The sequence below is a fragment of the Vreelandella gomseomensis genome, from assembly GCF_031451645.1.
Taxonomy (GTDB): domain Bacteria; phylum Pseudomonadota; class Gammaproteobacteria; order Pseudomonadales; family Halomonadaceae; genus Vreelandella; species Vreelandella gomseomensis.
Window position 1 is genome coordinate 128,648 of the sequence record NZ_JARWAI010000011.1, and the last position, 22,401, is coordinate 151,048.

The window sequence follows — 22,401 nt, forward strand, 5'->3', positions numbered from 1 at the left end:
ATATAGGCAACTCACAAGGAGACGTTATGACGGCGTTAGTGATTGGCGCGAACGGACAGATTGGCAAACAGTTCTGCGAGCTGGCCCAAAAAGCGGGCACGCCCATCAAGGCGATGATTCGCAGCGAAGAGCAGGTGCCGTGGTTCAATGACAGAGGTATCGATACCGTCATTGCCGACCTGGAAGACGACTTTGAGCATGCGTTTGAAGGCTGTGACCAAGTGGTCTTCACCGCCGGTTCAGGACCGCACACCGGGCCGGACAAGACCCTGTTGATCGATCTTTACGGGGCCATTCGTGCTGCCGATATCGCCAAGCAGAAAGGTATTTCCCGCTACCTGATGATCAGCGCGATACGGGCCGAAAACCCCATGGAAGCGCCCGAGAAGTTGCGCCCCTACATGGCCGCAAAATTCGCCGCCGATGCCCATCTGCGCAACAGCGGCGTACCCTACGTGATTCTTAAACCCGGACGTTTGACGGATGACGCCGCCAGCCAGCATTTCGCAAGCTCAATCGACGAGGCCGGCGACAATCAAATCTCCCGCGCCAATGTCGCGCATGCGTTGCACTACGCGCTGCAAAGCAGTGTTATCAACAAGGAGTTCGCGTTGCTGGACGGCAAGCGGTCGATCGACGAAATTATCAAGTAGACGTTCTCAATGAGCCACCAGCCGTTCAGGCGTTAACCCCCTTCATGCCTTCCGGCGTATAGCGCTCACCGGTTACCGGAAGGCGCTCGGTGGCCGCTTCAAGCCGTTGCTGCTCGTCGGCGGACAGGGTGATGGACGTTGCTGCCGTATTCTCTTCAAGGTAGCGAAGACGCTTGGTGCCCGGAATCGGCACAATGTTATCGCCTTTGGATAGCAGCCAGGCCAGCGACAGCTGCGCCGGGGTGGAGCCTTTATGGTTCGCCATTTCACCGATGACGTCGGCGATTCGGCGGTTGGCATGCATGGCCTGTTCAGAGAAGCGCGGCAGGTTAGGACGAAAATCACCTTCGCCGAAGTCGGTATTTTCCTGAAGTTTTCCCGTTAAAAAGCCACGGCCCAGCGGCGAGTAGGGCACAAAGCCGATGCCGAGTTCCTGGCAGGTGGGCAATACGGCTTGTTCAACGTCTCGCGTCCAGAGCGAGTACTCGGTTTGCACCGCTGTCACCGGGTGTACAGCGTGGGCACGGCGCAGGGTGTCAGCGCTGACTTCGCAGAGGCCAATGTGGGCAATTTTTCCCTCTTTGACCAGCTGGGCGAGTCCTTCCATTGTCTCTTCAATGGGTGTGTCCGGGTTAACACGATGGACGTAGTAGAGATCGATTTGCTCGATGCCCAGCCGTCGCAGCGATGCTTCGCAAGCGTTGCGTGCATACGCGGCGCTGCTGTTCAGGCTACGTTGATATTCTCCAGGGTTGCGCACAATGCCAAACTTGGTGGCGATACGGACCTTAGGCTTGTGACTGGCGAGAAAGCGGCCAATCAACGCCTCGTTATGATGCGGCCCGTACATATCCGCCGTGTCGAAAAAGTCGATACCTAGTTCTAACGCCCGCGCTAATACCCGCAGCGACTCGCTGTCGTCCCGAGGGCCGTAAAACTCGCTCATCCCCATGCAGCCTAAGCCGATAGCGGAAACGGTTAGATCGCTGCCTAGCGTTCGTTGTTGCATGATGTTCCTCCAGAAGTGACGCGTTCTTGAGTGGTGCCGTAGCAGCGTGGCACTATCCGTTGATGAAAAAAAATTAACGAATTCGATAAACAAATTTCCGATCATGAAAAACACATGCCGCGTGGTTGGGTATGGGACGACACACGCACCTTTCTGGCAGTGGCGCGCCACGGCACGCTGAGTGGTGCCGCCGCCGAGCTGAACCTGGGCATCGCCACGCTCTCCCGGCGTATCGAACGGATGGAAAACGCTTTAAAGCTGCCGCTGTTTGTACGCCAGCAATCTGGCTATCAGCTTACCGAGGAGGGAGCGGGGCTAATCGAGAAAGCCGAAGCCTTGGAGGCGGCGGCGGCCGCCTTTTCCAGCGGGGTTTCCAATACTGCGCAACTAAGCGGCAGAGTGCGTTTGGCGACCGCTGAAAACCTGGCCACGGCGCTGATTCTGCCCGCATTGCCGCAATTTCATGCGCAGTACCCTGGCATCACGCTTGAACTGGTGACCGATATCACCACCGTCAACCTGCACCGCCGCGACGCCGACTTGGCACTTAGAATGGTTAAGCCAGAGCGGGGCAACGTCACCCTTCGACGCTTGGGTATGCTGGGTTTCGGGCTTTACGCGAGCCCCAGCTATGCAGCGCAGCGCAAGGCTCATCATGATGCGGGCGATTACGACACGGATGCCTTTATCACCTGGGGCGACACGCACGCGCATTTGCCCGCCGCCCAGTGGGTTGAGCGGATGTTACGAGGTCGCGAACCGGCGCTGACCACCACATCATTGGCGACCCAGCTAGCGGCGGCCAAAGCGGGGCTGGGGGTCGCGGTACTGCCGCACTTTCTGGCGCTGGAGGCTGACCTCGTCTGCCTCGAGTCCGATATCGGCGTGGATCAGCCCATCTATCTCGTCATCCAGACGGATCTCACTCAATCAGCCCGTATCCGGGCCGTAGCGGATTTTCTTGCTGAACTAGTAGCCAGCAACCGTGAGCGCTTGCGTGGGTGAGTAGAGGTAAAAAGGCGGCATAAAGCTGTCTCGGTACGCTTGTTGAGCAGTATGGAAGTGTTGGGCTATCTTGCGGGTTGAGTAGAAAGGGAATAATTTATACTCATGAGCAACTTTGACCAAAAATTTGACCAGGATAGCGAAGACATCGTTGACGATCTTGATTTATCCACTGCACACCGTGTTAATCAAGATCCGAAGCGTATCAATGTCGACTTCCCCGCTTGGGTGGTTGAGTCCCTGGATCGTGAGGCCGCTCGTATAGGCGTTACGCGTCAATCTATTATCAAAGTTTGGCTGGTTGAAAGGTTGAAAGCCGAAGCGAGTCACAAGCTTCCGGATAACACGCAGCCTCACTAACCCTTCGCATTTATCTCCCAAGCTCCCCCTTAAGCCATTCCGCCAGCGGCTCGCTTCGGTGAGGGTGGGTGAATAAGTCGGTTTGGCTGGGCAGCCACAGGCAGAGCCGGGCGGGTGTCTCGATGCTGCCCCAAGGCGCGACTAGCCGCCCGCTCTTCAGGTCGTCTTCCACCAATAGCGTGGGGGCAATCGCCACGCCCAACCCCGCCACGGCCGCTTCCATCAGGTAGTAAAGGTGCTCAAACCCCTGGCCTTTACTTAGTGCTCCTTCAAGTTGTGCCTGTTCAAGCCCTTGGGCGTTGGCCCAATGCGGCCATGCCTGAGGGCGCGAGGCGGTGTATAGCAGCGTGTTATCGAATAGCGTTGCCGGGTTGGCGGGGTCGCACTGCGCGGCCAGTTGCGGGCTCGCCACCGCGCATATCTGCTCCGGGATAAGCTCGACGACCTCCACCTCTGCGGGCCAGGGCGGCTCGGAAAACGCCAGGGTTGCGCTGGTGTCCGTCTGTTGGCCGGGCTGCTCGGTGTCACTCACCACCACTTTCAGTTTGAGGTCAGGCAGATCACGGTGAAGGCGGTCTAGCCTGGGAATCAACCAGCGGGCCAGCAGGCTGCCGGGGCAGGCGAGGGTGAAGGGTGCTTCCTCAACATCACGTTTGAGCGCGGCGCAACTATTGCGCAACTGAGCAAAGGCGTCACTCAAGCCGCTTTGCAGCTTCTCGCCGTGGGGCGTCAGCACAATGCCGCGGCCCGCTTTGGTAAACAGTGCCACGCCAAAATGGTCATCCAGGCTTCTTAATTGGCGGCTGACAGCGCCATGGGTAACGCTTAGCTCTTCGGCAGCGGCGGTCACGCTGCCCAGCCGGGCAGTGGCTTCAAAAGCGCGCAAGGCGCTAAGCGGTGGCAGGCTATTGTGCATTGATGTGTGACTCCAGCTCACATGTTGATGACATCTTATCGATTTTTATCTTCACGCGCTTGCCTTAACGTCATCACATACTCAACACGCATTCAGAGGTCGTGATGAATCAACCTGTAGACATATCCCAGCGCCTGCCCGATGCCAACGGCCTGTTTGGCAGCTTTGGCGGCCGCTTTGTCGCCGAAACCCTGATGCCGCTGATTCTGGAGCTGCAAGACGAATACACCACCGCCAAAAACGATCCCGAATTTCAGCGTCAGTTAGCCTACTTTCAGGGCGACTACGTGGGGCGGCCCAGCCCGCTCTATTTCGCCGAACGGCTGACCGAGCACTTTGGCGGAGCGAGCATTTATCTCAAGCGCGAAGAGCTCAACCACACCGGCGCGCACAAGATCAACAACTGCATCGGCCAGGTACTGCTGGCCAAGCAGATGGGCAAGAAGCGCATCATCGCCGAAACCGGCGCAGGGATGCACGGCGTCGCCACTGCCACCGTGGCGGCGCGTTTTGGTTTGCCCTGCGTCATCTACATGGGCACGACGGACATCGAACGCCAGCAGACTAACGTCTTCCGCATGAAGCTGCTGGGCGCGGAAATCGTCCCCGTCACCTCCGGCACCGGCACGCTCAAGGACGCCATGAACGAAGCGCTGCGCGACTGGGTCACCAATGTGGACGACACCTTCTACATCATTGGCACCGTGGCCGGGCCGCACCCGTACCCCGCCATGGTGCGCGACTTCCAGGCCGTCATCGGCCATGAAACCCGGGCCCAGATGCTGGAAAAGGAAGGCCGCCTGCCGGATTCACTCGTTGCCTGCGTGGGCGGCGGCTCGAACGCCCTTGGGCTGTTTTATCCGTTCCTGGATGACCCGGACGTTCACATGGTCGGAGTGGAAGCGGGCGGCAAGGGCGTCAAAAGCGGCCTGCACGCTGCCAGCCTGAACGGCGGCACCCCGGGGGTTCTGCACGGCAACCGCACCTACCTGCTGCAAGACGAAGACGGCCAGATTACCGACGCTCACTCGATTTCCGCCGGGCTGGACTACCCCGGTATCGGGCCCGAGCACGCCTGGTTACACGAGCAGAAGCGGGTCGAGTACGTCTCGGCCACCGATGACGAGGCGCTAGAGGCGTTCCAGATCTGCTGCCGCAAGGAAGGCATTATTCCCGCCCTGGAAACCGCCCATGCGTTGGCAGAAGTCGCCAAACGTGCACCCCAGCTTCCCCGCGAGCACTTGATGGTGATCAACCTGAGCGGCCGTGGCGACAAGGACATGACCAGCGTCGCCCATCACCTTGGCGATAAATTCGGAGTGAAAAACGTATGAGCGCGATCCAGGAAAACGCGATGAACGCTACCGTGAGTCAGACCATGCGCAACCCAACACGTCTTGACCACTGCTTCAGTACACTCAAGCAGCAAAACCGCCCGGCACTGATCAGCTACCTGACCGCCGGCGACCCGGATGCCGACACCTCGCGTCGCCTGCTGCACGGGCTGCCCGCCTCCGGGGTGGATATCATCGAGCTGGGCATGCCGTTCAGCGACCCAATGGCCGATGGTCCCGCCATTCAAAAGGCGGCCCAGCGCGCCCTGAACAACGGCCAGACCCAGGCCAAAACGCTGGACATGGTGCGCACCTTCCGCGAACAGGACAGCACCACGCCGATTGTGCTCATGGGTTACTACAATCCCATTTACCGCTACGGCGTTGAGCGCTTCTTGACCGATGCCGCCCGTGCCGGGGTAGACGGCCTGATCGTCGTGGACCTGCCACCCGAACACGACGAAGAACTTTGCCAGCCCGCGTTTCGGCACGGCATCGACTTTATCCGTCTCGCCACCCCGACCACCGATGCCAAACGCCTGCCGAAAGTGCTGGCGAACGCCTCCGGGTTTATCTACTACGTCTCCGTGGCGGGCGTCACCGGCGGTAGTGCCCCCACACCGGAACGGCTGGAAGCCTCAGTTTCACGCCTGCGGGAAGATACCGAACTGCCCATCGCCGTCGGCTTCGGCATCCGCACCGCCGAGCAGGCGGCAACCATTGGCCGCTATAGCGATGCCGTGGTGGTGGGCTCGGCACTGGTTGATTGCATCGAACACGCCACGACGCCTGATGAAGCTGTGGAGCGGGTACATGGCCTGGTGAGTGAGCTGGCGGAAAGCGTCAGGGAGTGCCGGAGGTAAGGCACTGCCAATGATTGTGGCTTTACCTAGCGAATGAATAAAAAAAGAGCTAATATCAACCCTATATTAAGTTCTTTTTATAGGGTTCCCAGGAGGGCGACATGCACCAAGTATTAGCAGATTTTTCTGTAAGCATCTCTGAGCTAAAGAAAAATCCATCTTCGCTGCTTGCCAAGGTTAGCGGCTCTCCTATTGCCGTGCTGAACCATAACAAGCCAGCCGCCTATCTAATCCCCGCCGAAACCTATGAAGCCATGATGGAAATGCTGGAAGACTATGAGCTGGCCAAATTGGTGGATGAACGCCGAGCTGATAAAGATAAGGCAGTGACGGTCACGTTAGATGACCTATAAGCTTCGCTTTCTGCCAGCAGCGCTTAAAGAATGGGAAAAGCTTGGCGGGCCAGTCAAAAGCCAGTTTAAAAAGAAGCTTGCGGAAAGGCTGGAATCACCCAAAGTAGCCGCTGATAAATTAAGCGGCTTTGATGCGTGCTACAAAATCAAGCTTCGCAGCGCTGGCTATCGCCTGGTCTATGAAGTCGTTGACGACGAGCTGTTCGTTTATGTCATTGCCGTTGGCAAACGTGATAAAGGCAAGGTCTATGCGTCACTTAAACGTCGTATGTAATGTAGACCAAACTCGACCTGGGTTTAAGCGTTAACCAGCGAGAGGCACCCCCTACATGCTCAACACCAATCTCAACACCAATCGATATTGCCACGGCGACCAGTAGTCCCGCCATTTCAGGCCGAGAGATTCACAGGCCCAGGGGTGTACATGACGCCCAGGGTGCTGTTGGGCTCGGCACTGGTCGACTGCATCGAACACGCCACTACGTCCGACGACGCCGTCGAGCGGGTACATGGCCTGGTGAGCGAACTGGCGGAAAGATAATAGTTGAGATACCTTCAGTCTGAGCCATTCATGAGGTGAGACTATGAACATCCAAGAGCTTGTCAGCGAAGCAGAATCATTACCCGTTGAAGAGCGTGCAAGAGTCGTCGATGTGTTGCTGCGTAGCCTCAACTCCCCTGAGGCTGATATCGACAAGCAATGGGTCAACGTTGCCCGCAGCCGCTTAGACGATATACGGGCGGGTAAAGTGGCTACGGTTTCAAGTGAGCAAGTATTCGCTAACCTTCGGGCAAGGCTTGAGAGATGAGTGTTCGCTTTCACCCTGAAGCGGAAGCAGAACTAGCTGAAAGTACAGAGTATTACGAAGACATTGAACCAGGCTTGGGATGGGACTTTGCGCTTGAGGTATACTCAGCCATCGAACGTGCGCACAGACATCCAGAAGTATGGACATTACTGGAGGGGGATATCCGCCGTTCATTGGTACGCCGTTTCCCTTACGGTGTGCTTTATGCTCTTGAGAATGACGATGTTTTTGTACTTGCTGTCATGCATTTACATCGAGAGCCAAATTACTGGAAGAACCGGCTATAGGTTAGGTTTCCAATTTCGGGCGCATAAATCCGATGGCCTGGAAGCTTTACGCATAGACATCAGCTCAGGACACAAGTGGCCTCCACACATGTTCGGCACCAATCGATATCGCCACGGCGACCAATAGCCCCGCCATCAGCCAGTTGAAGCCCTTCACGACCCGCGTGCTTTTAATACGCTCACCCACCAGGCTACCGATGACCACATAGCTGCCGGGGGCGCCCGCCGCCATGGCGGACAGCCCCAGCGCCCAGATCACCAGGCTGACGCCCTGAATGCCCGCCGCCGGAAACTGAAGGGTGGCTATGGGCAGGGTCGCGACGATGGCCTATCGTTAGTGAACACCACCGAGGGACCGTCATGGGAAAGCTCTTTTCACTAATGATCGTGCTGTTGCTGGCCGGCTGCGCCTCCATCGAGCCGCAAGCGGAACGTGACGCCCAGCGCGACGCCGGTCTGGCCATCCAGGAAGTCTACGAACAGGCGCTGCCGACGCTGTCCGAGGACAAGCAGCGCCACTTTGCCCAGCGGCTCTACCGCCTGACGGGCGAGCAGCGCTGGCGGCCCCTCAATCGTGCCTACGGCGAGCGTCTAATGGTGCGACTCGAGGAAGACATCGCCGGCCTGGCTGAGCCTGGGTACGCGGCTACCCGCAGCCGGGCGATCGTTGCCGACTACTCCCAGCGCACGGCCAAGCAGCGCGCTCGACGTGCCATGCTGGGGGAGTGGGGAGAAATCGCCTTCGCCCGGTCTCTGCTGTTCCGGCTTGTCCAGGCCGAGTACCACGACCTGCTGCCAGCCATTGAGGACCACCAACGGGCGCTGGACTACCAGGCAGAGGTCGACTGGGCGGCCTTCCTGACCGACCCCTCGGTGATCGAGGTCTATGCTGCTCAGGTGGCCAACTATGCGTACTTCCTTCACCAGCTCGGCGTGATGGACCTGCGCCGGGAGGTGGAGGCAGCCTTCCGGCGCCACTACCCGCCCGAGCGAGTCGCCGAGCTCGACGACGCCGAGTACCGTAACTGGCTCTATGGCCTGACCCACTTCGTCATCGCTGACAGCCGCTACTACCAGCGGGATGTGGACCCGGAAGTGCACGCTTGGGTGCTGGAAGCGCTGGAGCGGGAGGCGGCCGACATCCTGGCTCGGGCCACGGCCGACATCCAAGCCGAGGTGGCGTTGGCCTTCCTGCTCACCAGCCGTGAAGACCACCCACTGGTGGGCCGGGTGCGCGAGGCCCTGATGGCGGCGGTAGACCCGGCAAGCGGCATCATCCCATCACCCTCAGGGGAAGTGAGCCTGGCGGGTGGTGAACACCGCAACGTTCTGGCGATCATGGTGTTACGCTGGCCGGGCCGCCTGCATCCCGGCCCCGACCTTTCAGACGCGCTTGGCGGGCGCTCAGCCGGATGGGTGGGAATTGCCCCGTGCTGGATGCCCACGGTTGAATTATGCCAATCCGCCTACACTGATGGGGTATTAGTTCACCATAAGGAGGTGCTATGACCACGCTAGTGATTGGCGCGAACGGACAGATTGGCAAACAGTTCTGCGAGCTGGCTCAGCAGGCGGGCACGCCCATCAAGGCGATGCTGCGCAGCGATGAGCAGGTGCCGTGGTTCAAGGAACGCGGCATCGACACCGTGATTGCCGACCTAGAAGGCGACTTCACCCACGCCTTTGAAGGCTGCGACCAGGTGGTGTTCACCGCCGGTTCAGGCCCCCACACCGGGCCGGACAAAACCCTGCTGATCGACCTTTACGGGGCCATTCGCGCGGCGGATATCGCAAGCGAGCAGGGCCTTTCGCGCTACGTGATGATCAGCGCCATGCGCGCCGAAGATCCCATGCAAGCGCCGGAAAAGCTTCGCCCCTACATGGCCGCGAAGTTCGCCGCCGATGTCCACCTGCGCACCAGCGGCGTGCCCTACGCCATTCTCAAACCCGGCCGCCTGACGGACGAACCCGCCAGCCAGCAGTTTGCGGACTCCCTGGAAGAAGCGGGCGATAACCAGGTCTCCCGCGCCAACGTCGCCCACGCGCTGCTGCACACCGTGCAAAACGTCAGCATCACCAATCAGGAATTCCTGCTGCTGGACGGCAAACGGCCGATAGGCGATATCATCAAGTAACCATCGCCGCAGGCATTGCCCGCCTAATAACCGACACGCCGCCGCCCTGAGTCGCTTTCGCGATACAAGGGCGGCGGCGTTACGTTATGGTCTGCTTTAGGTAGGAAGCCACCCTCCAAGTTCTGACAACTCGAGAAACGCGATGAAAAAGCTATTATCACTGTTAGTTGTGCTCGCGCTGGGCTATGCCGGGCTCTACGTTTATTACGGCGTGGCCGTGAAGCAGGAAGCGCAAGCGCAGCTGGATGACCTCGGGCTTTCCTCCATCAGCGTGGATAACGTCGAATATGGTTTGCTGGCGCCCATCAGCACCTCCGCGAACATCACCATGACCGTCGCGTACCGGGGTGCCGAGGCCGCGCTAGATATCGCAGTGCAAGGCCACCCTGTCTTTTCCGACGAGGTGAGCGTCGAGTTCGACGGCCTCCAGGCGATCCGCCTGGGCATTGGCTTCGGGCAGGGTGAGGACTAACACGCACAACTACACAGTGAGCCCATCTTTGACGCACTACCGCACGATGACCCTCAACGACCACGAAGCCGGCAAATACTTCTGGGTCACTCAGGGCTGGGCGTGTCGATCCGATATTCAGCTTTACTCGTTTATCAATACTGAGGTTTAGAACGTTTAACCGTGGCGGTGCCAATGCCACATGTCTCATGGCAATGACCTCCCCGAGTCGCAGCCCTGTCCGATGACTGCCCGATCAGTCAAATCTCCATGGTGCGACCAAACGCCAAGCATGAAGTCAGACGACGTTCCCTCCCTCGACGTTGACGCGTTTGGCGCTTATCACTCATGGTACGCTTGTTTATTCAAAATAAGAATATTAAATACCGCTACTATATCTTTTTTGAAAGTTAAGCATGCCCTAAAATGATGCCCCTTTCTGAGCCGGGCCCTGGGTGCCCGCTGCCGCATTAGGCCAACGATAGGGATGTCACTATGAGTGAGCCAGTAAGTAATCAAGAGGGGGCGCACTTCAAGCGCAGTATGCAGACGCGCCATTTGGTGATGCTCTCTTTGGGGGGCGTGATTGGCACCGGGTTGTTTTTGAGTTCCGGTTATACCGTGCAACAGGCCGGGCCTATCGGGGCGGTGTTGGCCTATCTGGTAGGTGGCATTGTTGCCTGGCTGGTGATGATGTGCCTGGGCGAGCTGGCGGTGCATATGCCGAATTCAGGTGCCTTCAGCGCCCATGCCAGCCGCTATATCGGCCCCGGCACCGGCTATATGGTGGCCTGGATGTACTGGCTCACCTGGACGGTGGCGTTAGGCTCAGAATTTACCGCGGCGGCGGTCTTTATGGGGCGCTGGTTTCCCGACATCCCCGGCTGGTACTGGAGCGGCTTGTTTGCAGCGATTGTCTTTGGCGTTAATGCGTTTACCTCGCGTTTCTTTGCCGAGTCTGAGTTCTGGCTTTCCCTGATCAAAGTGATTGCGGTGGTGGTGTTTGTGCTGGTGGGCGCCGTGGCGATTATTGGCTGGGTGCCGCTGCATGATGCCGCTGGTGCTGAGGTCGCCTCGCCGGGGCTATCGGCCCTATGGGGAGAGGGCGCCATGCCGCCCAACCTGCTGGCCATTGGTACCGCCTTACTGGCAGTGATGTTTGCGTTTTCAGGCACCGAATTGATTGGGATTGCCGCCGGTGAAACGGCAAACCCGGGGCGAAATGTGCCCAAGGCGATCCGCGCCACCCTGTGGCGGTTGATCCTGTTTTTTGTCGGCACCATTGTGGTGATTGCGGCGCTGTTACCGCAGGATCAGGCCGGGCTTAGCGAGAGTCCCTTTGTGGGCGTATTCCAACGCCTCGGCGTGCCGGGGGCGGCGGATATCATGAATTTCGTGATCATTACCGCGCTGCTGTCGGCGGCCAATTCCGGGCTTTATGCCTCGTCGCGCATGCTGTGGACGCTCGCTGACCAGGGCACCTTGCCCAAGTCGCTTGGCCGCCTCAACAAGCGTGGCATTCCGATGAATGCCCTGTTACTCAGCATGGTCGGCGGCCTGGGCGCGCTGTTCTCCAGCGTGTATGCCCCGGAAACCGTCTATCTGGTGCTGGTTTCGATTTCCGGCCTGGCCGTGGTGGTGGTCTGGATGGCGATTGCGCTCAGCCAGTTCAACTTCCGGCGCCACTACCTGCGTGAAGGCGGGCAACTGAAGGATTTGGTCTATCGCACGCCGTTCTATCCCTGGGTGCCGATTCTTGCGTTTGCAGCCTGCCTTGCCGCGTGCATTGGCATTGCCTTCGACCCGCATCAACGTGTGGCGCTCTATTTCGGTGTGCCTTTTATTGGTCTGTGCTACCTGGTGCACTTTGTGCGCTACCGTGCGAGCGCTGATCGTCCCGCGTATGTGGACAACCCCGTCGAGGAAAAGCCGGTATGAAGGAGTTGAATCCCATTAAAGCCCTGTTGGCCGACATGCCCTTTATGGTCATCGACGGCGCTCTGGCCACCGAACTGGAAGCGCTCGGCTGCGACCTCAATGACGCCCTCTGGTCGGCGCGCTTACTGGCGCAGGCCCCGGAGAAAATTCGTCAGGTGCATCAGGCTTACTTCGAAGCCGGGGCCGACTGTGCGATTACCGCCAGCTATCAGGCCACGGTCCCCGGTTTTATGCAGGCAGGGATGACGGCAGAAGAGGCGCGGGCGTTGATTCAGTTATCGGTTACGCTGGCGCAGCAAGCGCGGGATGCGGTCTGGCAGCCCGGCCAGACCGACCGACCCAAACCACTGGTAGCCGCATCCGTCGGCCCTTATGGCGCGTATCTGGCGGACGGCAGTGAATACCGAGGCGGCTATGACCTGGATCGCGCTGGATTGGTTGAATTTCACCGTGAGCGTTTTGAACTCTTGCTGGCGGCGGGGGCGGATTTACTGGCCGCTGAAACCCTGCCTTCATTGGAAGAAGCGCTGGCGATCACCGATTTGCTGGCTGAGCACCCAGGCGTGCAGGCCTGGATCACTTTCTCGGCGAAGGATGGCCAACATATCAGCGATGGCACGCCGATCGAGGAGTGTGCGAGAGCCCTGGCCAACTGCCCAGGTGTAGCGGCCATCGGTGTGAACTGCACAGCGTTGACCCATATCGAATCGCTGATTGAGGAAATGCGCCGTGAGTGCGATCTGCCGGTGTTGGTGTATCCAAACTCCGGGGAAGTGTACGATGCGGTGACCAAAACCTGGCACCCAGCCAACTGCGATCATAACGCTGGCGATCTTTCCGGGTTGGCACAAGGGATTGAACACTGGTTGGCAGCAGGTGCATCAGGTATTGGCGGATGCTGCCGGACGACGCCGGAGGATATTAAGGCGCTGGCTGAGTGGCGGCGGTCGCGCTAGTTTAGTAGACCTTAATGCTGAGTCTCTGCCCGTAACCTTTCCACCTCTTCGACGGGCAGTTCTTCGATATCCGCGATCATTTGATCATCCATTTCGGTGCGAGCGATAAGTTTGCGGGCCGCGTTGCGTTTGCTTTCCAAAGCACGCTGCTCAGCTTCCTGCCGTCCTTCCTGCCGTCCTTCCTGACGTCCTTGTTGGCGCTCTTTTTGCACCAGATTTTCTAAATTTTCTGCCAACATGTCTTTATCCTCCACCAAACTGTTGAGCTGCTCCAGATTCACCTCTGCTCCAAGCCGTTGCAGGTGACGCTTGATCCAGCGCGTGATGACCTTATCAATGCGTTCTTTGTTCGGGTCAGCTTGTATGATGGCCACAATACGATCAACGGCTCGCTGCAGGGTTTCCCAGCTCTCTCCTGCATTTTCGACGCTGAACACACCACTGAGCGGTGTCTGAACCAAGCCTAGCTGTTGATTAGTATAGCGCCCTTCATCGACTAGGTAATAGCGTAGATGGGGCTGATAAATCTTTAGAAAGTCGGGCGGTTCCGGGGTGATCATCTCGAAGATGTCCAGCGGAGCCGTCCAGCGCTCCGAGCCGTTATACAACACCACCGGAAACACGGGTGGCAAGCCTTGGCCGGGCGTGATGACCTTCTGCTTGAGTAGTTCGCTATAGAAACAGGCGGCGTAGTGCAGCAACCGGATGGGCATGGTGCGATCCACCGAGGACTGAAACTCCAGCAGTATGTAGAGAAACACTCGCTGGGTGACGCCTTCCCAGGTCACTTCAACCGACCACACCACATCCTCAATCTTCTCCTCAAACAGCGGCGTAATGTAGTTGCCGCTGTGGCTTCTCAGCGTGGAGAAATCCATCAGCTTAGCAATCTCTCTAGGCGCAAAGCCTTCAATCAACTGCTGCACAAACTCTGGGTAGCTAAACAGTTCCTTGTAGCCAGTATCATGGTGATGGTGGAAGGTGTCTACCATGCGCGCTCCTTGTTCAATGTGATAGCGGGATAGCACCGCAAAAAAACAGCATTTCTAAGAATAAATAGCGGTGTACAGACAAGCAACTATTGCAGGGTTGGCGTCAACCGATACCCGTATCAGGGCGAGGTAGCATCGGCTAGGGGAGTGCTAACATATTGTGATTTCATCGACGACGAAAGCGTAAGGAAGTCGGCCAACTGTTGGGTGGCACGCTTTTGTGATGCCTGAACCATCACGAGTTCCACCATCGGCAGCTCCGGAAACCCTTCTTTGTTGCCAAGAATGATGTGGTCTTCAGCCAGCGCACTGGCGGGAAGTACACCAATGCCGAGACCTGCCGAAACAGCAGCACGAATATTGTCATAGGAGGCGCTGGTATAGGCGCTATAGCCGTGTTTCTGGTGCTGATCCAAGGTAGCCAGCGCTGCGCGTCTGTAGCAACAGCCATCAGGAAAGATAACAAGCGGTATATCAGACATGCCGTTAAAATCATGCCGTTGGGCGGCCACCCAATGGAGAGGCTCTCGGCGCAGCCGATGACACTGCCAGCGCTGGTCGCTTGGGGTGAAGTCACCTACACACTTAAAAATAGCGAGATCAAGGCCGCTGTGATCGAGCTGGTGGAGCAGTTGCGAGGAGAGAGCAGAGACGACTTCCAGGCGCAGATTGCGGTTTAGCTCGGCGCAGCGGGAAATAGCCCCATGCAGATCCACCACCTTGAAATCATCAGGAACGCCAATCAGCAGGCGACCTGAAATCTCCGGTTGCTGCATAGCGCTCACTGCCTCTGAGGTACGGGCGAGTATTTCATTGGCAGCGGGTAGAAAACGCTCACCCTCTGACGTCAAGCCCAGGATATGGCCTTGGCGACGTTCCAGTAACTTGCAGCCCAGTATTTCCTCCAGCCGTTTCAGGCTTTGGGTGACCGCCGACTGGCTGCGGAATAGCTGAAGCCCTGCCTGCTGAAAACCATTGCCTTCGGCTAACAGCACAAAAGCGCGCAGGTGCTCCAGGGTGACCCGCCTATCGCCCAAGGGGGAGGGTTGGCAATCAAACACGCTTTATCTCCATGCTAAACATTAATTTATCTAATTATGGTGGGTTAATAATTAATTTCCACTGCACCTAACTCCCATGCACCCTCTATTACGTAGTGATGAAAAGCCAGCGGGAGCTTCTGGGGGGAGACATGAACCATTTCGCGTTAACCGGTTTGGTGGTCATTTTCAGTATCGTTTGGAGTTCGGCATTTATCGCCGGCGCCATTGCGCTGACGGATTTTGATCCCTTTACGCTGCTTACACTCCGGTTCTTGTTGAGTGCGATACTGATGCTGCCCCTTTGCCTTAGCTGCGGCGGCTTCCGGTGGACAACCCATGGGGATCGCATCGCTATCCGGCGCGGATTGCTGCTCGGCGTTCTTAACAACGCCCTTTACCTGGGGCTGAGCTTTGCCGCCTTGCAGACGGTTCGCCCCCAGGTCGTTATTGTGATTGTCAGCTGCGCACCGCTGGCCACCAGCTTGCTATCCGCATGGTGGGGCGTAGAACCGCTTTCCCCAATGAAGCTGCTCGGCGCCGCGCTGGGCCTAGTGGGGGTAGTGGTTATCTCTGGCGTTGCTAGCGGCATGCCGGTGGATGTATGGGGCATACTGATGGCAACCGGTGGCATGCTCGCCTTTGCCAGTGGCACTGTTTTCTTTCGAGGCCAAGGCGCAGGCCTTCCCATCTTACAGGCCAATTTCTGGCAATCCATTGCTGGCGCTATCGCACTTCTCCCCATGGCAATGGCGTTTGGGCAGCCGCTTACCGTGCCTTCTACCGCTTCCATAGTAGCGATGACACATCTGGTACTTGTCGTCACCATCGGCGGCATGAGCCTCTGGCTTGTGCTGATTCGACTTAGCGGCGCCTCCACGGCGTCGAGCTATCACCTTCTTAATCCGTTCTTCGGCGTACTACTCGCTTATCTAATACTAGGGGAGCCGTTGCGTGTGGAGGATTTCATTGGGGTAGCGCTGATCGTAATCGGCCTGATCATGACCACTCAGGCAAGCAGAACAGGAAGCAATCTTAAAAAACGCTAATTGCTTGTCCGCGCTGGGCCAATCAGGGCTGGACGTATCGGTCTGATATTTAGCTGTATTCGTTCGTGAATGGGGATAACCCGAACGTTTAGCCGTTATCACACCCACATGATCCAGGTCATGCTCGCGCCTAAAGTGTGATGGGAAGAGCATGGGATTCAACGAACTTTGCTGCTAGGCTAATTTTACTAGAGCTAAAAAGCCGCAGGGAACAACCTAATGCCACAGGCACCCCGCATTACGCTTCACCCCGTTAGCCAACGCGTGCAGGTGCATGTTGATGGCACATTGCTTGCCGACTCAACCAACGCCCTTGAGCTCCGCGAAACCGGCTACCCGCCACGGCGTTACATTCCACGCGAAGACGTGCGGATGGATTTGCTTACCCCCTCAGAAACGACCACCCATTGCCCATTTAAAGGCGACACGGTGTATTTCTCGCTGGGCGACAACCAAGACATTGCCTGGAGCTACGAGCAGCCGATTGAAGGCATGGAAACGATAGCGGGTAGGGTGGCGTTTGCTGGAGAAGAGAGCGAATGAGGAGTCTAGACCCTGAGCGGAAATTCAGGGAAATGCCGCAGGCGCGCGAACTTTGTATATACAGCCTAATGGGAATTAGTGATTATGCCTATCAATGACTTAGCGTAGATTTTGTAGGCTGCATTTGTCGTATGAACGTGCAGAAACGTTCACTCAATCATAAGAAGGGCAGTCTAATACCTGTTAAATCATATATGACCGATAATATTGAGTTTTTCAATCGATGCGTAGCATCTGTATTCAGTGAGCTTTATGGGACCTTCCCCGTGCCAACTGATCTTCACTTCAATGATTTGGCTATCGAGCTCTGGGATGACGAAACAGACGATGGAGTTTCATACCTCGATAAATATGAAGTCTACGCACAGTCGGTAAGCTGGCTAGAAAGAGCTGGATATATTTGGCTCAATAAATGGTGCCACCACGAAGCCTCCGGTGTGGTGCTTTCGCCTAAAGGGCTTGAGGCTCTCAAGGTTCCAGAATCTCTGAAAAAACCGTCGGAAACGTTAGGCGCTCAAATACGCCAAGCCCTAGAGAAAGGGGCAATGAGTTCTGCGTCTGGTTTAGTAAGCCGAATTCTCACTGCAAGCATCACAATGGCAGGAAACGGCTAAAAATTTAACCAGGCCAGTCACGGCGACGCCTACTACATTGCGGCTTCGCCTCCATTTCTTAGCCGCGCATGCTGGCTGGCGTTAGCGCATGAAAAAGGAAGATATACCCATGGATCCGAAAAGAGTTGTTATTCTTGACGACGAATTTGATGGAGCCGCAATAAAGACTGCCTTGCAGGTTCTAGCCGAGCTTGCTAACGACGATAAAAATATTAGGGAGTGTGTTCTACTCATTCCCGTAAAAGGGAATCTACAGCATACAACCTTGTCGGCTGTGTTAGGTGAAAATGCAACAAAGCCCCTTAGTGGCGGCAAGTCTGTACGGTTTGGGCAGTGTTCGTTACGTCTTGAGACAGAAAGGTCGTTCAAGAATTATACAAAAGCCGACGCGGTGCTTGCTGTATATGCAGATCAGCGGATGATGGATTCCGTTGATTCAAATGGTAATTTCAAGATTGTTATATGTGTTCCTCATATTCCAGAGGCAGTTGAGGAGTGGGTTCGCACTTGGAATCCAGTCATGCCCGGACAACAACAAACTGGTGCCGTACTGATAGATAACCCTATTGTCGAGGCTGCATTAGAATCAATTACAGGCAGGATTAATCTAGGGAGTCGCATCTTGAATCCGCGTGATGAAGAAGCCGTGAAAGATGCGTTCCGAATTCTACGTGCCCACAATGAAGTCGAAGATCCGAAGAACATTAGGGCTTGGTGTATAAAAAATGGCTGGGACTCAAAAGGAGCGGATGAGGCAATGAAGCACGCTGCGAAAGCATTCAACCTCAAGTCAAAGCCTTCTCGGTATGGTCAGCACTGGGCTGATAATATTCTCACCCAGTGGATGAACAAAGCCGATAAATGAGCGCTAATAATACGCGTCACACGGATGTCCTTTACGCCGCTCCGATCTGTAAAGGCCACCGGTGCGCTCGGCGCGTTATGGATCTTCACAATGTGCTATCACGACAATTATGTAGGCGTAGAGAAATAAATAATGAGCGACGTCACCATCCGCTGAATGAGTCTCGGGCTTGTACCGATTCGAATCAGCGCCGCCTCGACGGTATCGAGCCATCACCTTCTTGATCCGTTCTGGTCATAAAGCTTAGCTCCCCCGCTCAGATATTATCGGCGAGTTGTTCGGCCCAACATCTATGCACTCATCGGCAAGCGCCAGCACCTGCTCACGGTGGCTTACTACTACCAGGGTCTCAACGCGTGACCTTAGCGCCTGCATGAGCTGAATCTCGCGCGCACTATCTAGCGCCGCTGTGGGCTCATCGAGGATCATGGTGGGTGTGCCGCGCAGCAGCGCTCTGCCGATGGCGATGCGCTGCTGCTCCCCACCGGAAAGGTTCCTTCCCTGTACACCGACATCCCGATCCAGCACGCTTTCACCAGAAGTTTCACCGCCGATCCGTTCTAGATCCAAGAGTTCGACAAGTGCCAGCAGCTCCTGGTCAGGCACGGGATGAGGGTGCGCGTACAATAGGTTCTCGCGAACGCTACCGCTGAAAATCAGCGGCGCTTGGGGAACCACACTCACTTCGCCAAGGATGTCCTCAGGTGAAAGCTGGCTAACACTGACACCGTGGAAGAGAATCTCGCCAGTTGCCTGAGGCTGGAGCCCCAGAAGGGTCCTCAACAGCGTGGATTTTCCGCTTCCGGATGGGCCACGCACCCCGTACATTTTGCCAGCCTGAATTTCTGCACTGAGCGGCATGGCGGAAGTGGCGTCATCGGCGCGTAGGGTCACGTCACGCAGCGTGAAGACAGGCTGCTGATGATCAAGGGCGATATTGCCTGTGGGCTGTGGCTCGGTCGGCAGGTCAAGGTATCGAAGGCCGTCACCGAGGGCGACGTAGTTCTTCTTGAGGTCGATCAGCGCCGCCGCAATCATGACGAACGGGGAGGTGAGTTGCACCACATAGGTCGTGATCATAATGAAGTCGCCGACTTGATAGCGCTGGCGTAGCGTTTCGCTGACGGTATAGAGCGTGAACCCACCCAACACCAGGCCCACCGCTAGTACCTGGCCACCCATCAGGCCGCTGAGCTTGGCGTGGGTACCGTACACGGTGTGAACGTAGGTGCGCAGATGCCGGTCGAGAGTGCGCTCTTCATGCCCTGCCGCGAGGTTGATCTTGATGTCGTACAGGGCGCGTAGACGCTCCGCAAGAAACTCACTTAGCTGGGTATGTGTCTGGTAGAAATTCTTGTGAATGCGGGTTGTGGTATCGGCAATTCGGTAGGTCAATACGAAGAGCACAACGATGGCCAGTATGAAGGCGGCCGCGAAGGTAAGGTTGATCACCTGCCAGAGAATGCCGAAGACAAAGCAGAGCTGGATGACGACAGGTGTGATGGTCCAGAAGATGGCGTGATTGATCAGGCCAAAGCTGCTCATAGCACGGTTCACATCCGCCATGACAACGCCCGTATCAAGTTGATGCTGCGCCTGGTAAGGCAAACGCAAAAGCCGCCGCACAACACTCGAATAAACGGCCGCATCGCACCTGGCCATCACGTATGAACTCGCAAGATTCTTTCCCCACTCCATCATGTTGCTCAATGTCCAGCCGACTGCATAGGCCGTGGCGAAGACATAGATCATGCCCACGGCTGCTTCACCCGACTCCTCCACTAAGAGGTTGGTCGTCTGCCTTAGCAAATAGGGAACCGCTGCTCCCACCGCCGCTATGCTGAGCATGAGCAGCAGTACCAGTATGAGGTGGACAAAAAAGCGCGGATAGCGTGAGCGGACCAGCTCAAGCCCGCGCCGATAGGTCGTCACAAAGGAGGAAGGAGGGATATCTTTCATGGCAGGGCGCTTTAATGGTTCAAAAGATTTAGCCATCTAGTTAAGCGATTATGCATATATACTGAGACGTTACGCTATAACTAGGAAGAAAAATGTCCCCATGCACTGGCTCGCCTGAAGAGAAAGCTGGAAAGGCAACCGCTTGCCGGGCACTACTTCGAATTGGCTATAAACAGGTGGAGGAAAGCATTTTCGACTACAATTAGTTACATAATACTGAGGCCGCCGGTGGCGCTATGCCCAGAGACGCATAGCGCATCCGCCATCTCTCCGTCAGCGGTAATGAGCACTGTCCAAGGGTGCGCATCATCATGGGGAACACAATGACAAAACAAAAATTGATTCTGCTATTCGATGGAACGTGGAACGACCCTGAAGACCAGACGAATGTTTATCGTATTACGCGGCTTATCCATGATTACGATGGTGGTGTTAAACAACGGTTCTATTACGACCCCGGTGTGGGTACCTCCAGGTTTCAGCGCATTAGCGGCGGTGCCTTCGGTGTCGGGCTGAGCAAACATTTACTGAAAGGCTATGACTGGCTTGCCAGGCGCTATAAAGAAGGCGATGAGATCTGGATATTCGGGTTCAGCCGGGGTGCCTATACGGCCAGAAGCCTGGTGGGGCTGATACGAAAATGCGGGTTAATGCATGTGGTCACGCCAGGGTTGCTCGATAAGGCCGAAAGCATTTATCGGGACAAGGCGCTGCACCCAGACGGTGACGTTTGCAAAGAGTTCAAGAAAAGCTTCAGCCGCCAGCCGAGGATTCATTTCATCGGCATATGGGATACCGTAGGCGCGCTGGGCGTGCCCGGCACCAACCTGTTTAAAAGCCAATACGATTGGCACGATACGGAGCTTTCCAGCATTGTCGACCACGCTTACCAAGCGGTGGCGCTGGACGAGCACCGAGAGACCTACAACGTCTCGCTCTGGACCAGCAAGGACGGCAAGCCAAAAGCCGGCAACCGCGACGTAGAGCAGCGCTGGTTTATCGGCGCCCACGCCAATGTCGGCGGCGGGTATGGCCCCGACGACACACTGCCGGACATACCGCTGAACTGGATGTTGGGCAAGGCGGAAAAGGCGGGCCTGAAAGTGAATCCATTCGACGTTGCCGAGGATGCCTGGAAGGCCGCGCCAAGAGATTCTTTCGCCGAGTTTCTGTGGGGGATTTACGGCAAATTCAAACGCATCGGAAACGCAGAAGACGGCCGATTCTACCGGCAATATTCCCAAGGAATGCAGGGCAAACCGGCGGTCAATATCTCAATCGATGACAGCGTCTGGAAGCGCTGGGCCGATACAACCTGTGATTACCGACCACGCACCTTGACCGATGCCCACCTGTCCCCACCGGAGCAATAGGTAGGCCAGGCAACCTTGATTGGCGTGACTCCATTCGCCAAGGCCGCCAGGGCGCAGTATCATAGGCCGCTAATCAAACCACAGAAGCCATTGCTCATGTCTTGCCCGCCTTGCCCCCGTTGTCAGTCTGAATTTGTTTACCAGGACCAAAGCCTGTTCATCTGCCCCGAATGCGCCCATGAATGGAACCCCGCTGAGGTCGCCGCTGAAGACGCGGTCACCGTCAAAGATGCCAACGGCACCCTGCTGGCAGAAGGCGACAAAGTCACGCTGGTGAAAGACCTCAAAGTGAAAAGCAGCTCTATCGTGCTCAAGATTGGCACAAAAGCCGTGATCAAACGGCTCAAGGAAGGCAAGGACCACCAGCTGGACTGCAAGGTCGACGGTGCCGGCGACATGATGGTCACCGCCCAGTTTGTGAAGAAGGCCTGAATCCCCACCCCACCATCCGCTACCGACTAAAAGCTAAGCTGCGAGGGTGTGTTTAACATAAGTTAACTGCTAGGCTAATTTTACTAGAGCGAAAATCGCCGCAGGGAACAACTTAATGTCACATGCCCCTCGCATCGAGCTACATCCCGTAAACAAGCGCGTGCAGGTGCATGTGGATGGCAAACTGATTGCCGACTCCACCCAAGCCCTCGAACTCCGCGAAACCGGGTACCCGCCACGGCACTATTTCACACGTGAAGACGTGCGGATGGATTTGCTTACCCGGCGGATGCAGGCTCTAAGTGCAACACCGTCAATGTGTCGATGACGGAACCTCATGGTACTTCGCCAGCTCCTCGCTCATCACCTCAATAGGGCACTTGAAGTCGAAGCGCTTTCGCGGGCGCATGTTCAACTCAAGCGCGATCTCATCTAGTTCTTGCTGGCTATAGACCGATAGATCCG

27 protein-coding genes and 1 pseudogene are annotated in these 22,401 nt (G+C 56.7%); 21 read left to right on the forward strand and 7 right to left on the reverse strand.

What is annotated here, in order from left to right; all coding sequences use genetic code 11:
• Nucleotides 1–26: 26 nt before the first annotated feature.
• Nucleotides 27–653, forward strand: coding sequence for an SDR family oxidoreductase (locus QC815_RS14475; RefSeq protein WP_230447335.1), 627 nt, complete (start codon nt 27–29; stop codon nt 651–653).
• Nucleotides 654–678: 25 nt separating this feature from the next.
• Here QC815_RS14475 and QC815_RS14480 read toward each other — a convergent pair whose 3' ends face one another.
• Nucleotides 679–1,662: an aldo/keto reductase gene (locus tag QC815_RS14480; protein WP_230447336.1), complete on the reverse strand. Its 984-nt coding sequence runs from the start codon at nt 1,660–1,662 to the stop codon at nt 679–681.
• 114 nt (nt 1,663–1,776) lie between these two features.
• Here QC815_RS14480 and QC815_RS14485 point away from each other — a divergent pair, with 114 nt between their 5' ends.
• Entirely contained in the window at nt 1,777–2,667 is an 891-nt protein-coding gene (locus tag QC815_RS14485; protein WP_230447337.1) for a LysR family transcriptional regulator, read from the forward strand.
• A gap of 105 nt (nt 2,668–2,772) precedes the next feature.
• On the forward strand, nt 2,773–3,027 hold the full coding sequence (gene brnA, locus QC815_RS14490; protein WP_479694314.1) for a type II toxin-antitoxin system BrnA family antitoxin: 255 nt from the start codon (nt 2,773–2,775) through the stop codon (nt 3,025–3,027).
• Between the two features lie 10 nt (nt 3,028–3,037).
• Here the strand turns inward: brnA and QC815_RS14495 are convergent, their stop codons facing one another.
• On the reverse strand, nt 3,038–3,943 hold the full coding sequence (locus QC815_RS14495) for a LysR family transcriptional regulator (protein ID WP_310540556.1): 906 nt from the start codon (nt 3,941–3,943) through the stop codon (nt 3,038–3,040).
• Nucleotides 3,944–4,047: 104 nt separating this feature from the next.
• Here QC815_RS14495 and trpB point away from each other — a divergent pair, with 104 nt between their 5' ends.
• From trpB to QC815_RS14530, 6 genes are all read left to right on the forward strand, one after another.
• A complete protein-coding gene (gene trpB, locus QC815_RS14500) occupies nt 4,048–5,277 on the forward strand; it encodes a tryptophan synthase subunit beta (RefSeq protein ID WP_230447340.1) in 1,230 nt (409 codons plus the stop codon).
• Between the two features lie 44 nt (nt 5,278–5,321).
• Nucleotides 5,322–6,140 carry a tryptophan synthase subunit alpha gene (gene trpA / locus QC815_RS14505; protein WP_310540601.1) on the forward strand — a complete coding sequence of 273 codons (819 nt, stop codon included), beginning with the start codon at nt 5,322–5,324 and terminating at the stop codon, nt 6,138–6,140.
• Between the two features lie 101 nt (nt 6,141–6,241).
• Nucleotides 6,242–6,493 carry a type II toxin-antitoxin system Phd/YefM family antitoxin gene (locus QC815_RS14510; protein ID WP_230447341.1) on the forward strand — a complete coding sequence of 84 codons (252 nt, stop codon included), beginning with the start codon at nt 6,242–6,244 and terminating at the stop codon, nt 6,491–6,493.
• Entirely contained in the window at nt 6,483–6,767 is a 285-nt protein-coding gene (locus QC815_RS14515; protein WP_308321062.1) for a type II toxin-antitoxin system RelE family toxin, read from the forward strand. Before QC815_RS14510 ends, QC815_RS14515 begins: the two co-directional genes overlap by 11 nt.
• A gap of 310 nt (nt 6,768–7,077) precedes the next feature.
• A complete protein-coding gene (locus QC815_RS14525) occupies nt 7,078–7,302 on the forward strand; it encodes an addiction module protein (protein WP_310540562.1) in 225 nt (74 codons plus the stop codon).
• A complete protein-coding gene (locus QC815_RS14530) occupies nt 7,299–7,589 on the forward strand; it encodes a type II toxin-antitoxin system RelE/ParE family toxin (protein WP_230447344.1) in 291 nt (96 codons plus the stop codon). Before QC815_RS14525 ends, QC815_RS14530 begins: the two co-directional genes overlap by 4 nt.
• Nucleotides 7,590–7,653: 64 nt before the next feature.
• Here the strand turns inward: QC815_RS14530 and QC815_RS14535 are convergent, their stop codons facing one another.
• A complete protein-coding gene (locus QC815_RS14535; protein WP_310540566.1) occupies nt 7,654–7,848 on the reverse strand; it encodes a hypothetical protein in 195 nt (64 codons plus the stop codon).
• A gap of 101 nt (nt 7,849–7,949) precedes the next feature.
• Between QC815_RS14535 and QC815_RS14540 the strand changes: the two genes are divergently transcribed.
• The 5 genes from QC815_RS14540 to mmuM all read left to right on the forward strand — a co-directional run bounded on the left by QC815_RS14540 (nt 7,950) and on the right by mmuM (nt 13,069).
• Complete coding sequence (locus QC815_RS14540) at nt 7,950–9,098, forward strand: DUF3541 domain-containing protein (protein WP_310540568.1); 1,149 nt, start codon at nt 7,950–7,952, stop codon at nt 9,096–9,098.
• Entirely contained in the window at nt 9,095–9,724 is a 630-nt protein-coding gene (locus QC815_RS14545) for an SDR family oxidoreductase (RefSeq protein ID WP_310540570.1), read from the forward strand. The genes QC815_RS14540 and QC815_RS14545 overlap by 4 nt, the downstream gene beginning before the upstream one ends.
• A gap of 142 nt (nt 9,725–9,866) precedes the next feature.
• Nucleotides 9,867–10,196, forward strand: a complete 330-nt coding sequence (locus QC815_RS14550; protein WP_310540572.1) for a hypothetical protein — start codon at nt 9,867–9,869, stop codon at nt 10,194–10,196.
• 474 nt (nt 10,197–10,670) lie between these two features.
• On the forward strand, nt 10,671–12,113 hold the full coding sequence (locus tag QC815_RS14555; protein WP_310540573.1) for an amino acid permease: 1,443 nt from the start codon (nt 10,671–10,673) through the stop codon (nt 12,111–12,113).
• The gene (gene mmuM / locus QC815_RS14560) at nt 12,110–13,069 is read left to right on the forward strand and encodes a homocysteine S-methyltransferase (RefSeq protein ID WP_310540576.1); all 960 of its coding nucleotides are present in this window, start codon (nt 12,110–12,112) and stop codon (nt 13,067–13,069) included. The genes QC815_RS14555 and mmuM overlap by 4 nt, the downstream gene beginning before the upstream one ends.
• An 11-nt stretch (nt 13,070–13,080) precedes the next feature.
• Here mmuM and QC815_RS14565 read toward each other — a convergent pair whose 3' ends face one another.
• Nucleotides 13,081–14,061: an Rpn family recombination-promoting nuclease/putative transposase gene (locus QC815_RS14565; RefSeq protein WP_310540578.1), complete on the reverse strand. Its 981-nt coding sequence runs from the start codon at nt 14,059–14,061 to the stop codon at nt 13,081–13,083.
• Between the two features lie 119 nt (nt 14,062–14,180).
• The gene (locus tag QC815_RS14570) at nt 14,181–15,122 is read right to left on the reverse strand and encodes a LysR family transcriptional regulator (RefSeq protein ID WP_310540580.1); all 942 of its coding nucleotides are present in this window, start codon (nt 15,120–15,122) and stop codon (nt 14,181–14,183) included.
• A gap of 131 nt (nt 15,123–15,253) precedes the next feature.
• On the opposite strand from QC815_RS14570, the gene QC815_RS14575 reads away from it, so the two are divergent.
• The 4 genes from QC815_RS14575 to QC815_RS14590 all read left to right on the forward strand — a co-directional run bounded on the left by QC815_RS14575 (nt 15,254) and on the right by QC815_RS14590 (nt 18,172).
• The gene (locus QC815_RS14575) at nt 15,254–16,150 is read left to right on the forward strand and encodes a DMT family transporter (RefSeq protein ID WP_310540581.1); all 897 of its coding nucleotides are present in this window, start codon (nt 15,254–15,256) and stop codon (nt 16,148–16,150) included.
• Nucleotides 16,151–16,369: 219 nt separating this feature from the next.
• On the forward strand, nt 16,370–16,693 hold the full coding sequence (locus QC815_RS14580) for a DUF427 domain-containing protein (RefSeq protein WP_310540583.1): 324 nt from the start codon (nt 16,370–16,372) through the stop codon (nt 16,691–16,693).
• A 194-nt stretch (nt 16,694–16,887) separates the two neighbouring features.
• Nucleotides 16,888–17,307: a hypothetical protein gene (locus QC815_RS14585; RefSeq protein ID WP_310540586.1), complete on the forward strand. Its 420-nt coding sequence runs from the start codon at nt 16,888–16,890 to the stop codon at nt 17,305–17,307.
• Between the two features lie 88 nt (nt 17,308–17,395).
• Nucleotides 17,396–18,172 (forward strand): hypothetical protein, encoded by a 777-nt coding sequence (locus QC815_RS14590; RefSeq protein WP_310540587.1) that lies wholly within the window; start codon nt 17,396–17,398, stop codon nt 18,170–18,172.
• A gap of 243 nt (nt 18,173–18,415) precedes the next feature.
• Here QC815_RS14590 and QC815_RS14595 read toward each other — a convergent pair whose 3' ends face one another.
• Complete coding sequence (locus QC815_RS14595; RefSeq protein WP_310540589.1) at nt 18,416–20,131, reverse strand: ATP-binding cassette domain-containing protein; 1,716 nt, start codon at nt 20,129–20,131, stop codon at nt 18,416–18,418.
• A gap of 299 nt (nt 20,132–20,430) precedes the next feature.
• Between QC815_RS14595 and QC815_RS14600 the strand changes: the two genes are divergently transcribed.
• The 3 genes from QC815_RS14600 (at nt 20,431) to QC815_RS14610 (ending at nt 22,264) form a co-directional block, all read left to right on the forward strand.
• Nucleotides 20,431–21,504 carry a DUF2235 domain-containing protein gene (locus QC815_RS14600; RefSeq protein ID WP_310540591.1) on the forward strand — a complete coding sequence of 358 codons (1,074 nt, stop codon included), beginning with the start codon at nt 20,431–20,433 and terminating at the stop codon, nt 21,502–21,504.
• 96 nt (nt 21,505–21,600) lie between these two features.
• On the forward strand, nt 21,601–21,936 hold the full coding sequence (locus tag QC815_RS14605; RefSeq protein ID WP_310540594.1) for a zinc ribbon domain-containing protein YjdM: 336 nt from the start codon (nt 21,601–21,603) through the stop codon (nt 21,934–21,936).
• 115 nt (nt 21,937–22,051) lie between these two features.
• Complete coding sequence (locus tag QC815_RS14610; RefSeq protein WP_310540595.1) at nt 22,052–22,264, forward strand: DUF427 domain-containing protein; 213 nt, start codon at nt 22,052–22,054, stop codon at nt 22,262–22,264.
• Here the strand turns inward: QC815_RS14610 and QC815_RS14615 are convergent.
• Nucleotides 22,250–22,401 (reverse strand): annotated as a pseudogene (locus QC815_RS14615) (IS30 family transposase); the annotation flags it as partial. The gene QC815_RS14610 and the pseudogene QC815_RS14615 overlap by 15 nt on opposite strands.

Bases quoted from the DNA above. Each gene is read 5' to 3' on its own strand.
- QC815_RS14475 (WP_230447335.1), top strand. From the start codon at position 27: ATGACGGCGTTAGTGATTGGCGCGAACGGACAGATTGGCAAACAGTTC.
- QC815_RS14480 (WP_230447336.1), bottom strand. From the start codon at position 1,662: ATGCAACAACGAACGCTAGGCAGCGATCTAACCGTTTCCGCTATCGGC.
- QC815_RS14485 (WP_230447337.1), top strand. From the start codon at position 1,777: ATGCCGCGTGGTTGGGTATGGGACGACACACGCACCTTTCTGGCAGTG.
- brnA (WP_479694314.1), top strand. From the start codon at position 2,773: ATGAGCAACTTTGACCAAAAATTTGACCAGGATAGCGAAGACATCGTT.
- QC815_RS14495 (WP_310540556.1), bottom strand. From the start codon at position 3,943: ATGCACAATAGCCTGCCACCGCTTAGCGCCTTGCGCGCTTTTGAAGCC.
- trpB (WP_230447340.1), top strand. From the start codon at position 4,048: ATGAATCAACCTGTAGACATATCCCAGCGCCTGCCCGATGCCAACGGC.
- trpA (WP_310540601.1), top strand. From the start codon at position 5,322: ATGCGCAACCCAACACGTCTTGACCACTGCTTCAGTACACTCAAGCAG.
- QC815_RS14510 (WP_230447341.1), top strand. From the start codon at position 6,242: ATGCACCAAGTATTAGCAGATTTTTCTGTAAGCATCTCTGAGCTAAAG.
- QC815_RS14515 (WP_308321062.1), top strand. From the start codon at position 6,483: ATGACCTATAAGCTTCGCTTTCTGCCAGCAGCGCTTAAAGAATGGGAA.
- QC815_RS14525 (WP_310540562.1), top strand. From the start codon at position 7,078: ATGAACATCCAAGAGCTTGTCAGCGAAGCAGAATCATTACCCGTTGAA.
- QC815_RS14530 (WP_230447344.1), top strand. From the start codon at position 7,299: ATGAGTGTTCGCTTTCACCCTGAAGCGGAAGCAGAACTAGCTGAAAGT.
- QC815_RS14540 (WP_310540568.1), top strand. From the start codon at position 7,950: ATGGGAAAGCTCTTTTCACTAATGATCGTGCTGTTGCTGGCCGGCTGC.
- QC815_RS14545 (WP_310540570.1), top strand. From the start codon at position 9,095: ATGACCACGCTAGTGATTGGCGCGAACGGACAGATTGGCAAACAGTTC.
- QC815_RS14550 (WP_310540572.1), top strand. From the start codon at position 9,867: ATGAAAAAGCTATTATCACTGTTAGTTGTGCTCGCGCTGGGCTATGCC.
- QC815_RS14555 (WP_310540573.1), top strand. From the start codon at position 10,671: ATGAGTGAGCCAGTAAGTAATCAAGAGGGGGCGCACTTCAAGCGCAGT.
- mmuM (WP_310540576.1), top strand. From the start codon at position 12,110: ATGAAGGAGTTGAATCCCATTAAAGCCCTGTTGGCCGACATGCCCTTT.
- QC815_RS14565 (WP_310540578.1), bottom strand. From the start codon at position 14,061: ATGGTAGACACCTTCCACCATCACCATGATACTGGCTACAAGGAACTG.
- QC815_RS14575 (WP_310540581.1), top strand. From the start codon at position 15,254: ATGAACCATTTCGCGTTAACCGGTTTGGTGGTCATTTTCAGTATCGTT.
- QC815_RS14580 (WP_310540583.1), top strand. From the start codon at position 16,370: ATGCCACAGGCACCCCGCATTACGCTTCACCCCGTTAGCCAACGCGTG.
- QC815_RS14585 (WP_310540586.1), top strand. From the start codon at position 16,888: ATGACCGATAATATTGAGTTTTTCAATCGATGCGTAGCATCTGTATTC.
- QC815_RS14590 (WP_310540587.1), top strand. From the start codon at position 17,396: ATGAAAAAGGAAGATATACCCATGGATCCGAAAAGAGTTGTTATTCTT.
- QC815_RS14595 (WP_310540589.1), bottom strand. From the start codon at position 20,131: ATGAAAGATATCCCTCCTTCCTCCTTTGTGACGACCTATCGGCGCGGG.
- QC815_RS14605 (WP_310540594.1), top strand. From the start codon at position 21,601: ATGTCTTGCCCGCCTTGCCCCCGTTGTCAGTCTGAATTTGTTTACCAG.
- QC815_RS14610 (WP_310540595.1), top strand. From the start codon at position 22,052: ATGTCACATGCCCCTCGCATCGAGCTACATCCCGTAAACAAGCGCGTG.